General features: G+C 62.5%; 6 protein-coding genes. 4 read left to right on the top strand and 2 right to left on the bottom strand.

Annotated elements, in window-relative coordinates; translation table 11 throughout:
* Positions 1 to 114: 114 nt before the first annotated feature.
* A complete protein-coding gene (locus tag CCR95_RS17680) occupies positions 115 to 438 on the top strand; it encodes an SEL1-like repeat protein (protein WP_201096808.1) in 324 nt (107 codons plus the stop codon).
* A 7-nt stretch (positions 439 to 445) separates the two neighbouring features.
* Positions 446 to 3,058, top strand: coding sequence for a DNA topoisomerase 3 (locus CCR95_RS17675; protein ID WP_201096806.1), 2,613 nt, complete (start codon positions 446 to 448; stop codon positions 3,056 to 3,058).
* A gap of 98 nt (positions 3,059 to 3,156) precedes the next feature.
* Here CCR95_RS17675 and CCR95_RS17670 read toward each other — a convergent pair whose 3' ends face one another.
* Together CCR95_RS17670 and CCR95_RS17665 are read right to left on the bottom strand one after the other, a co-directional pair.
* Positions 3,157 to 3,816, bottom strand: a complete 660-nt coding sequence (locus CCR95_RS17670) for a response regulator transcription factor (protein WP_201096804.1) — start codon at positions 3,814 to 3,816, stop codon at positions 3,157 to 3,159.
* Positions 3,798 to 5,684 carry a PAS domain-containing hybrid sensor histidine kinase/response regulator gene (locus CCR95_RS17665; RefSeq protein WP_201096802.1) on the bottom strand — a complete coding sequence of 629 codons (1,887 nt, stop codon included), beginning with the start codon at positions 5,682 to 5,684 and terminating at the stop codon, positions 3,798 to 3,800. The genes CCR95_RS17670 and CCR95_RS17665 overlap by 19 nt, the downstream gene beginning before the upstream one ends.
* A 327-nt stretch (positions 5,685 to 6,011) precedes the next feature.
* Here CCR95_RS17665 and CCR95_RS17660 point away from each other — a divergent pair, with 327 nt between their 5' ends.
* Together CCR95_RS17660 and CCR95_RS17655 are read left to right on the top strand one after the other, a co-directional pair.
* Positions 6,012 to 9,806, top strand: a complete 3,795-nt coding sequence (locus CCR95_RS17660) for a glycosyltransferase (protein ID WP_201096800.1) — start codon at positions 6,012 to 6,014, stop codon at positions 9,804 to 9,806.
* Complete coding sequence (locus tag CCR95_RS17655) at positions 9,803 to 12,322, top strand: glycosyltransferase (RefSeq protein ID WP_201096798.1); 2,520 nt, start codon at positions 9,803 to 9,805, stop codon at positions 12,320 to 12,322. Before CCR95_RS17660 ends, CCR95_RS17655 begins: the two co-directional genes overlap by 4 nt.
* Positions 12,323 to 12,449 lie beyond the last annotated feature (127 nt).

Here is a 12,449-nt window from a genome sequence, read left to right as displayed (position 1 = left end):
TAGCAGGGTAGAGGCGCATCGCGAACCGCTGGCGGCGCTCGCTGGGTTTTGGCCTCGGGAAACGCACGCATGCGTTGAGCACGACCGCATCATCACCTGAATCCGGACGGCGACATGAGCAACAACAGCTATCTCAAAGACTTGATCCTCCTGCGCAACGATCCGTCCAAGGTCGGCCCGATCCGCGCGGCGGCCGAGCGCGGCGAGGTGGACGCCCAATACGCCATGGGATTGATCCATGCCGAGGGACGCGGAGTGACGATCGATCTGGCGCAGGCGCACTACTGGCTGTCGCTGGCGATCGATCAGGGCGACCGGGACGCCGAACGGTTGCGCGACATCGTCGGCAGCCAGATGACCGACGAGGAATTCGCTGCCGCCAAGCGACTGCGGGCCGGCGGCGCCCTGAGCCTGCTGTCGTCGGATCGGCGGCACTGACGGCCGCATGACCATCGTCGTTCTCGCCGAAAAACCCAGCGTCGCCCGCGACATCGCGCGCGTGCTCGGCGCCGGGCGCCGGGGCGAGGGTTTTCTGGAAGGCAACGGCTATCGCGTCACCTGGGCGCTGGGCCATCTGGTCCATTTCGCCGAGCCGAACGAATATGGCGAGGACTGGGCCAAACGCTGGTCCACCGACCAGCTTCCGATGATCCCTGAGCGCTGGAAACTCAAGCTCGACCCGCGAACCGCCCCGCAATTCAAGCTGATCAAGGCGTTGCTCGCCGACCCCGGCACCGAGCGTCTGGTCTGCGCGACCGACGCCGGACGCGAGGGCGAGCACATCTTCCGGCTGATCTATGAACAGGCCCGCTGCAAGAAACACTTTGATCGACTCTGGGTTTCCAGTCTGACCGACGAAGCGATTCGCGAGGGTTTCCGCGCGCTCAAACCGGGTCAAGCCTTCGATCATCTGGCCGAGGCCGCGCGCGCCCGCGCCCAGGCCGACTGGCTGGTCGGCATGAACCTGACCCGCGCCTATACCGTGCACAACCGGGTGCTCTGCACCATCGGCCGGGTCCAGACCCCGACCCTGGCCATGATCGTCGCGCGCGATCAGGCCATCGCCAGCTTCACCAAGGCGTTTTTCTACGAACTGGTCGCGCATCTGGCAGAGGGATTCGATGCGCGTTATCTGCTCGATGGCGCAACCCGCATCGATAACAAAGAGACGGCGGAGCGTCTGCACCGTGAACTCAGCCCTCACCAGACCGGCACCGTGCGCACGGTGGACAAGAAGGTTCGCCACAACCGCCCTCCTCCGCTCTACGACCTGACCAATCTGCAACGCGATGCCAACCGCCGCTTCGGCTTCACCGCCGCGCAGGTGCTCGAACAGGCCCAGGCGCTCTACGAGACCCATAAGCTCATCAGCTATCCGCGCACCGAGAGTCGACACATTTCGGAGGACATGCTGCCGCAATTGCCCGGCATTCTGCGCGCGCTAGATCATCCGCTCGCCCCCGAGGCGCTCGCGCGACTGGAGTCCGGACACCGTTTGAGCAAAGCCTATGTCGACCGCACCAAGCTCACCGATCATCACGCCATCCTGCCCACCGACCGGACGCCGCCCGCGAATTTGGCGGAGCCGTTGCGCAAGGTCTACGACCTGGTCGCCGCGCGCTTCGTCGCCGTCTTTCTGCCCGATCAGCGGTTGGAAGAGACGCGGGTCGAGATTGCCATCGGCGAGGGGTTTTTTCTGGCGCAAGGTTCGGTGGTGCTGGAGCCGGGCTGGAAGCGGGTCGAGCCGAGCCGTCGTCCAGCCAGAACGCCCGAGGCACCAGGAGCCGATTCTCGCCCGCCCGAAGCGGTCGATTCAGAGGGGCCGCTGCCGCCACTTGAACCCGGCCAGACCGTCCATGTCGACCGCTTGGACGTCGTCGAAAAGGAAACCCAGCCGCCGCGTCACTACGACGATTCAAGCCTGCTCGCCGCCATGAAAAACGCCGGACGCACGATCGAGGACGACGCGCTCGCCTCGGCCATGGCGGCATCCGGCCTCGGCACCCCGGCGACCCGCGCCGAGACCATCGAAAAACTCATCCGCACCGGCTACCTGGAACGCCAGCGCAAACAGATTCGCGCAACCGCCAAGGGTCAGGCCCTGGCCGGTCTGGTCGCCGCGCCGCTGCGCAGCCCCGAACTGACGGCCGGCTGGGAACAGCGGTTGAAACAGGTGGAGCAGGGCGAACAAACAGCGGCGGAATTTTATCGCGACATCGTCGCCTTCGTGCGCGAGATGATCCCACAGATCGCACAAGGCCCGGCCTTGAGTCCGGAGCAGGTCGCCGCCGCCCGCGCGGACGAGCCGGTACGCAAGGGCGGCAAGGCAGGAAAGACCGCCCACCGCGCCAGCGGCATCAAGTCCACCGGATTCGGCGCCTGCCCGATCTGCAAACAGGGCGAGATCACCGAGACCGCCAAAGCCTTCGGTTGCAGCCGCTATCGGGATGGCTGCGGCTTCACCATCTGGAAGACGGTCGCGGGCCTGACGCTGAACGAGGTCCAGGTACGGCAACTCATCGAGCCCGGCCACACCGACCCCATCGACGGCTTCCAATCCAAGGCGGGGAAACCCTTTCGCGCCGCGCTGCGACTCGACGAAGCCGGCAAGGTGAGTATGGATTTCAACGTCGAGCGGAGCGAATCGCCGAATGAGGCGCCTCAAACCATAGCCGATACGCGTTCACCGGACTCAGGCGCTGCCCGGCGACCGAACGAATCCGCGCCCTCCCGGTCGCCGGGCATCCGCGAGCGACCGCCTGCCTGCCCCAAGTGCGGCCAGGGTCACATCATCGAGGGGCGCCGCGGCTACGGTTGCAACCGCTATCGCGATGGCTGCGATTTCGTGGTCTGGAAGACCATCGGCGACCTGACGCTCACCGAGGAACAGATCCGTGCATTGATCGAGCAGGGGCAGACAGGGCCGATCGCAAGAATGATCAACGACGCGACAAGTGACCGCCACACAGTCAACCTGCGCTTGAATGAACAATGGCAGATTCTGGTCGAGTCCGCCGATCTTGAACCACCATGCAGGGTATTGGGCGGCATCGCTTGACGCTGACTGCACGCCCACCGGCGAGCGGCAAGAGATAACAACCGCCGCCAGAGATGCGCCATTCCAGATCGATTTACCGCCCATTGCCCGCGATTCGCTTAGTCCGCCGAGAGCGTCAACGGGCCGTACAATGACAATACCCGCTGCAAATTCAGTCCGCTGATTGGCTTCACCAGGAAGGCGTCCACCCCATACGTCTTAGCCACTTTGACATTGACCATGGTGGCATTGCCGCTCACCAGACAGACGAACGTCTCCGGCGACCAGGACTTGATCTGTTTGAGGACATCGATGCCATCCAGGCCCGGCATGTCGATATCGAGAAAGACCAGCGGCGGTCGTTGCCGGAAAAACTGACCCACGGCCTGACGACCGTTCTCCGCCGCGACAATCCGATGGACGCCCTGTTCGCGGAGCAGACGCGACAGCAACTTGAGCGACAATGGCATATCGTCCGCCACCAGCCCCGTGGCTTCGGATAAGACAGGTCGTGCCTGGGGCTGGCACCGCACCGGTGCCTGCCGATCCATGCGCAAAGCCGCCTCGTCCGGGGGAATTGCATCGGCTGGCGGAACACCTTCCTCGCTCACCCCCCGCCAGCCCTGGCACCGTAGGATCTCCAACTGATCTGGATCGGTCAGGATCTGCCCGCGGTTCGCGAGCGGGACTCCGTTCGCAAGATAGATGTGGTAGGGCAATGGCTCTCCAGCGACAATGTCCGTTGCCACGACGGGAGCCATTAAAGCGATGACTGCCATGATCGCTCCATGTCATCGAGCAAGCAGGCGACTTCGCACAAGTCACCCCGCAACAATTGGAATTCCATGGCGCCAGCCAGGCGTGTCAGTTCCGGCATTCCGAAATTCGCTCCAACGCCCTTGATCTGATGCGCCTGAGAGCGCAGGGTTTCCTGATCCCCCGCAGCAAAAGCGGTTCGGAGCTTCGCCATTCTGCCTGGCAATTCGGCCAGAAATTCCGCACGCAACCGTTCAAGTTCCGGATCTTCGCCGACCCGGCAGTCGATCAGGCCCGGTGTCATCCGATTTGTCTCCCCATTAGGCAAATAGCGCGCGAGCATTTGATAAAATGTGTCCAGATGAATAGGTTTAGGCAGATAGGCATCGCAACCCGCGGCCAGCGCCGCTTCGATGTCGGGCCGGTCAATGTTTGCGCTGAGCGCCACAATCGGTTGACTGAAGCCAGTCAGCCGCAGTATTTCGGTGGCGTCGAGTCCGCCCATCACGGGCATTCGCATATCCATCAGCACCAGATCGAACACCGACTGCTGGGCCATATCCACGGCCTCCTGACCATTCCCGGCAATCTCCGCCGCCAGTCCGCAGCGTCGTAGATACAGGGAAATCAACTCCTGATTGGCACGATTATCGTCCACGACCAGGATTCTGCCGCTGAGCGTCGGAGGACGGACCGTCCTCACCGGGCTCACCTGAGAGGATTGGTTAAAGACACGGATATCCCAGGACAGATCCGCGGCCGCGACCCGCCCTGTCGCCAGCATGGCAACGAAGACGGAACCGATGCCCGCAAAGCTGGTGACCCGAATACCGCCCCCCAGATTCTCCGCTAACTCCTTGGAGATGGAGAGCCCGAGACCAGTGCCGCCAAAACGCCGGCTGATGGAACGATCCTCTTGGGCGAATGGCTCGAACAAGGACATCAGTTGACTCTCTTCGATGCCGCAACCGGTATCCTGCACCGCGACGTGAAGCTGTTCCTGTTCTGGCGAAAAGCTCACGATCAGACGAACCGCGCCGGTATCGGTGAACTTGATGGCATTGTTCAGAAGATTCATCAGAATTTGCCGTGCGCGGGTCGGATCAGTGTGGATCGTCAGCGGCAAAGGCGGCATGAAATGCACGCCGAACTCCAGTTTTTTCTCCTCGGCTTGCGCCCGCGCGACTTCCACGACGCCGGCCAACAAATCCGGCAGGGAGGTTTCCAGGTGTTCCACCTCGATCCGTTTCGCCTGAATTTTGGAGAAGTCCAGGATGTCATTCAGGAGCGACTGCAGATGACGGCCGTTGTGGATAATGATATCCACCGCCTGGGCGCGTTCGGCCAACGTCTGACGGCTATCGATCATGGTTTCGGCAAAGCCGATGATCGCCGTGAGCGGCGTGCGGATCTCATGGCTCATATTCGCAAGAAACTGGGCCTTGGCGCGCGCGGCGTCCTCGGCCGCATGCTTGGCGGCCTCCAGCTCCTGTTCCCGCTTCGCCTGACTCTGGTCGCCAAAGACGCCCAGATACCCGAGCGCCTCGCCCTGAGCATTCCGAATCGCCCGGATCGTCAGGAGTGCGAGATACTCCTCTCCGTTCTTGCGGCGGTTCCAGATTTCACCATGCCAATGACCATCCTCAATCAGCTTCTGCCACAGACGCCGATAGAAATCCGGCGCATGACGACCGGACTTGAGAAAGTTCGGATTTAGTCCCTTAACGTCGCACTCGGCGTAACCGGTAATTCGGGAAAACGCTGAATTCACCGAGAGAATGCGCGGCGTGACGTCGGTGAGGAGAACACCGTCTCTCACAAGATGAAAAAGCTCGCCCGCCGACCGAATCAGGCAGAGTTCGGCGGTATCGTCCAGAGTGTCCGCGAACATTGCTATCCTCCGTGACGCATCAGGTTAGCGGTTGATGGCGCTCGCTCATCGACAGTGTCAAACACTGAATGAGGAAGGTAACGAATATCAGCAAGAAGCATGGTGTATCATCGCGCCGTCAGCGAAAAGAATCCACAACCCCAATCCCGTTCTCCCTTGATCGCCTGTTGCCGTTGTATGACTAGCCTTGAGACACAACAGATTGCGCGCCATCCAGTGTTCGCCTTGGACGCCGGCCCTGTCCTCGCCCTCGCCGCATACCCCGGAGACGAAATTTTCGGCTGCGGGGGCGCACTCGCCAACCATGTCCATGCCGGCGATCAAGTCATGGTTATAGTCACGGGCGAACCAGGTTCGTCACGCGATGCAGCCACCGCCCTGGATGCGGAAAGCCATGCCGCGGCCGCCTGTCTCGGCTATCCGCCCCCCCACTTCTGGCGCAGAGCGGTGGGGCGCTTCATCTATGACGAATATGCCGTGCGTCGAGTCATGCGACTGATCGCAGCGCTTGACGCCTCGCTGCTCTATGCTCCCTCGGCGACAGACCCCGCTCCAGTTCGCGCTTGCCTGGGCTTGATTGCGCGCGAAGCCGTGCGGCGCTCGAAGAGCCGTTGCAAGCTGGCGGTTTATGAGATCGGCATCCCGCTGGCCCCAACTCCGAACCGACTGCTCGACATTACGGCGAACCTGGAACTGAAACAACTGGCGATGAACTGTTTCCGTTCGCGAATGACCGCGACACCGCTGGACCGGCAGACTCTGGCCTTAAATACGGTGCGCACCTTCGACCTGCCACCCGGGACGGTGGCGGTAGAAGCCTATTGGCTGGCGGCGGCCGGCGACCTCCCCGACCAACTGCCCAATCTGGCGACGCGTGCTGACGAGCGAACCGCACGGGGCGCCAAATCACGGCCGCTGATATCGGTCGTGATTCGCTCGATGGGACGCCGCACGCTGGATGAAGCACTGGACTCTGTCGCCGCGCAGACCTATCGCCATCTTGAGGTGATCCTGGTCGATGTGAAAGGACAACGGGATCTGGGACGCTCTGATCGGTGCGGCGAATTCCCGCTGCGCACAGTGTCGACCGGTGCCTTACTGGGCCGTTCCACCGCCGCGAACACGGGGCTGGAGGCGGCTTCTGGAGACTATGTCATCTTCCTCGATGACGATGACTGGTTCATGCCAGAGCATGTCGCCGGACTTATGAGCGCAATCGAAACCTCGAACGGCGCGCTGGCCGCCTATGCGGGGATCGAATGCCGGACCCGGATTCCCGACGGCACCTGGCAGGTCACGCATGTCTTCAATCAGCCGCATGATCCGGTGCGCCTGCTGGTGGAAAACTATCTCCCGATTCATGCGGTTCTGTTCAGCCGCCAACTGATTGGACCCGCATTGCGCTTCGACGAATCGTTTGATGTCTACGAAGACTGGGATTTCTGGATTCAGCTCAGCGCACTCACCGATCTGGTGCATGTCGATCATGTGAGCGCGGTCTATCGGGTCGCCGGTGACAGTGGGTTCGGGATCCGTCAGGCGGATCCGATGATGAACCGCGGTCTTGTCGCCTTGTTCGGCAAGTGGCGCTCACGATGGAGTCTGGAGCAAGTATTGGCGATCGCCGACTATGCCAAATACCGCTCCATGTATTTTGAACTGCGTGAGCAAGGCGAGCGGCATGCCAAAGAGATGGCGGAATTACTCGGACATTTCGACCGAGTCAATGCCGAGGCGGGAAAGATCCCGGAGTTGCTCAACCAGCTTGACCGACTCCAGACCGAAGCCAGCAAGTTACAGGAGCGCTACTCGCGACTCTCCAACGAAAAACGCGACCTGGAGATCAATCTCGGCCTCCTGAACGAGCGTCTCCTGACATCCGAAGCACACCAACGCTTAGCCGATGAGGCGCGGGACACCGTCCGCGAATGGCTGAACCTACTCGGGATCCATGCCTTAAGCGACGTCATCCAGCGCCGGGAAGAACTCGCCCGATACCGCTCCTTTCATGGACAGATCCTGAATGGAATCGCTTGGACAGGCGATGCGCTTGGGAACCTTGCGCGCCGGTCATTGGCGCCGGTCTTCAGATTCCTGACCCATGCGGCGCACCTGGCCGAGATGTCGAAAGCCTTTGGGCCAGCGGCCGTGCTGCGATCATCGATTGACCGACTGCGACCGTCAGGTGCCAGCGGCGGTCCGCGCCTAGCGGATCTGTGGCAGATCCTGGAGATCGAAGCGCTTGTTTTGCCATCGCCTCCACGCCCCATCGTCTCCGTGCTCATCGATCATTCGCTGACGCTCTCAGAGGCGCGTCGCCTGCTGGAAGAGCTGACGCGGGAGCGAGAAATGCCACCGTTCGAGGTTCTGCTGCGACTCGGTCCCCGCCAGAGTGCGCTTGGCGCGATCCTCGCCAACCGGTTGGAGGGTATAAAGGCGTTACCGTGTCACGCTGATAAGGGAGGCACCGCATGGCTTACCAACGCGCTCGATCGGACCGCCGGGGACTGGCTGCTCTTGCTCTCCAGCACATCGGTACAACCGCTGGCATGGATGGCGTTGCTCCTGAAAACGCCAGAAGACGCCCCCTCAACCTGCCCTCCCGCCGGCGCGATCTGTGCCAAGGCGATCGGAACCGACGGACGACTGGCGAATGCCGGCTTCCTGCATACCCATGACGGACGCTGGCTCAGCATCGGATCGGGCGACGATCCGCAAGCGCCCGAGTACAACTATCCGCGCCAGGTAGACGCTGGCGCGAAGGCTTGTCTGTTATTGAACCTCCACGCGGTCCGCGAAGCCCTCAACCGACGCACGGCTGGCGAACCGCTCAAACAGGCAATCGGAGAAAGCGCGTCCGCGGATCGATCGCCGGCGGACGATTTCATGTTCGAAAACCTCTGCCAGGAGATGCGTACGCTTGGCTGGTCCATCCTTTATCAACCCGAAGTCAGCGTAATCGTCGACGATCCCAAGTCAGACATGCCTGTCCATCCATCAAGACCGTTAAATCATCGGCGCCGGCTGCTCGTGGTGGACGCGGTCATGCTGACCCCGGACCAGGATTCCGGCTCGCTGCGGATGGCCGGCTTGCTGGAGATCTTTCTCGACCTGGGCTGGCATGTCACTTTCGTCCCCTCGAATCTTGATTTCTGCGAACCCTATGGTCCACAGCTTCAGCATCGCGGGGTGGAGGTCATTCACACCTCCCAGACCAGCTCGATTCCAGATTTTCTGGAACGGCGCGGCGCCAGTTTCGATCTTGTGATCCTCAGCCGGCTCGATGTCGCCAGCGTCTTCCTCGACGCCGTGCGTCGCCACGCCCCACAGGCCTGGCTCTGGTTCGACACCGTCGACCTGCATTTTCTGCGCGAACAGCGCGCGGCCGATCTGCGCGGCGATCCGCTCGCACGCGAACAAGCGAACCAACGACAACATCAGGAGATCGACCTGATGCGCAGGACCGATCTCACGCTGGTCGTCAGCCCCGTCGAACGCGATCTCCTGATCATGGAAGCGCCGGAGATTCGGGTCGAAATCTTGAGCAATATCCACGATCCGCAACCGACCGAGACGCATTTCAACGCGCGCGACGCCATCGTTTTCATCGGCGGCTTCAACCACCATCCCAACGTCGATGCCGTTCTGCACTACGTGGCGGACATCCTGCCGCGCATCCGGGCAGAACTCGGCAACGTCCCGACCTATATCATCGGTAGCCGGCCTCCCCTGGAGGTGCTCGCGCTCGATGACCCTGATCGCGGTCTGCACGTCGTCGGCTTCATCCAGGATGTGACTCCTTACTTTGCGCGGGCCCGTCTCTCGATCGCACCGCTGCGCTATGGTGCCGGGGTGAAAGGCAAAATCAATATGAGCATGGCCTACGGCGTTCCAGTTGTCGCCACGCCCTGTGCCGCCGAAGGCATGTTTCTGCAGGCGGGACGCGACATCCTGATCGGCGAGGACGATCAATCTTTCGCCGACGCGGTGACAGGTCTGTATCGGTACCAGACGTTGTGGGAGTCCATCGCCCGCCATGGCCTAGTCAATATCGCAACCCATTTTTCACGCCAAACAGCGCGCGCCACGCTGGAACGCTTGTTGTCGGAACGCTACCCATGAAGGTTCTTTTCATCACCCACGGCGAATACCTGGACGACATGAGGATTGCCTCGGGCAACAGCGTCCGTGCCTACTTTATCGCACGCGGTTTAGCCGAAAACGGGATCGAGGTGATGCACACCTATCCCGCGGCGCTTGGCGCGCCCGCCAATCCAGCGCCCCGTCCCGGCATCTGCGTGTGCGCCTATCAGGATCGTGACGCCCTCGCCGAACTGATCCGCGCGCAAGCCCCCGACGCCCTGATCCTGGGCTATTGGGAACTGATCGAAACGCTTCCGGACTGGCTGGACATGCCGATCGTCCTGGACGTGGTCGCGCCAAGGATCCTGGAGGCGATGTATCAGGAACAGCTCGATCTCTCCGACGAGGTGCGACGCACCCTCGCCTGCTACCGCAGGGCCGACCGTTTTCTCGTCGGCAACCAGCGCCAGGCCAGCTTTCTCATCGGCTGGCTGATTCTGGCGGGATTCGACTGCCGCGCGGCGGCGCCCGTGGACGTCTTGCCGATTTCCGTCGAGACTGCGCCACCGGCCCCAGCCGGAGTCGCGGGACAGGCGTCTCGCGCGAATCTCCGCCTGGTCTCCGGCGGCGTCTCATGGCCCTGGCGCCAGACCGAGCGCTGGTTCGAGCGACTGGTCATGGCGCTTCAGCGTCATGGCACGGGCCGGGAGGAACTGGCGCTGTTCTCCGGGGGCTACATCTACGCGCCAGCACCGGCCGAACCCACCGGCCAGCCCGACGCCATCCCCGCGCCCACCGCGCTGGTCAAACGCTTCGGGCTTCTTCCCTACGGCGAGATGCAGCGCTACCTGCGAGACGAATGCCACATTGGCGTGGAACTCGCCGACGAGAACCCCGAACGGCGGCATAGCCAATCATTTCGCGCCATGGAATTTCTACGCAACGGCCTGCCGCTGATCTGTAACGGTTATACCGAACTCGCCGAGCAGATCCGTGCCTATGATGCCGGATGGGTGGTCGATCGAATAGAGGATCTCGACGCGGTGATCGACGAGATCATTGCTCGCCCGAACAGCATCGCCGTGAAATCCGGCAATGCCCTGCGGCTGGTCGAGCAACATTTCCATTACGCCGAGACGATCGCGCCATTGCTTGCATTTTTACGCGCGCCACGCAAGGCGACGCCCGGTCCGCCGCTGGTCGCGCTAGCCCCTGTCCAACCACCTCCGGATATGGACGCCACGCCGACCGCCCCTCCCGCGCGGCAGGCGGCAGCGGAATCCCCGATCGAACCCTTGCCCCCCCGGACTTGGTCGCGACCGATGCGACTGCTGATGGCTGTCTCGCAACGCCTCGGCCGGCGGCGTCGAACCGACGCGGTGATCCTGGTGTCACGCTCCGACATCAGACCCGCCAACCACGGCGCGGCGGTCAAGATCGACCGCACCGCCTGGGGCTTGTCCTATGCCGTCAAGTGCGTCTATCTGCTGAGCGAAGATCGCGTCATCTACCATGAGGTGCGTAACGGCATCTTCCGCGAGCGACGGTTTCCACTCTGGTTACAGCAGCTTGGCCCCAATCAGGCGCGCGTTCTGGAGAACCTGATCACCGCTGGCATCCCCGCCAGCGACGCCTTTCTGTACGCGCCGGTCGGTGACTGGAGCTTCATCGCCCGCACGCTTTATCTGGCACTGAAGAGCGGCGCGCGTACCTACCAGGCAGAGTTCCCCGCTTATGGCCGCGCGACGGTCTGGGCGCGCGATCTGCTGGGAGGGCGAGCGTTGCTGGTCGAGCATAACGTCGAGTATCAGCGTCTGGCGGAGCAGACGCCCGACCTGCCCGACCAGGGATTGCAGTTGCTCAAAACCATCGAGCTCGCCTGGTGCAACCGCTCGGATGCCGTGATCACGGTCTCCGAGACCGATCGGCAACGCCTGCTCAACGCTGGCGTCGAGCCCGAACGGCTGCATGTCGTCCCCCACGGAGTGGATCTGGAGCAATTCGCGCGCGCCGCGCCGCTCGATCTGCATGCCCTCTACCGGATCCCGCGCGAGCGGGCGATTCTGGTCTACCATGGCATCTATCTCTATCCGCCGAATCTGGAGGCCATGGAGGTGATGGCAGCCGAGATCCTACCCCGACTCGAACGCCTTGGCGTATCGGTCACGGTCCTGGCGATCGGCGCTTTTCCGCCAGAACGCACGCTGCATCCGCACCTGATCTTCACCGGCCCCGTCGACTCGGTGGCCCCTTACCTCAAGGGCGCGGATCTCGCGGTGGTCCCACTGCAGCAAGGAGGCGGGACACGCATGAAGATTCTGGACTATTTCGCCGCGGAGCTGGCAGTCGTCAGCACCTCGAAAGGAGCGGAAGGGATCCCGATCGATCCGGCGATCCATGTGCGCATCGCGGACGGTCACGAGCCATTCGCGCAGGCCATCGCCGAGCTTCTCGCCGCTCCGGAAACCCGCCGCGACATGGGCGCGGCGGCCCGGGAATTCGTCGCGCCCATGGATTGGCGCAGCATCGCCGAGCGTTACCTGGAACTCGCCTGAGCCGGCCGGATCGCACTCGCAATCTTGAGGGCGCCTCGCCTCCGCCGCCATGCCGCAAATCGGTCAGCGGACAATGCACGACCGCGTTTCACCGAGTTGGCGCTTGCCGTGAAGTTCGGTGTAACAT

The organism is Thiocystis minor (assembly GCF_016653465.1).
GTDB lineage: Bacteria > Pseudomonadota > Gammaproteobacteria > Chromatiales > Chromatiaceae > Chromatium > Chromatium minus.
This window is presented reverse-complemented; position numbering and strand designations above follow the sequence as displayed.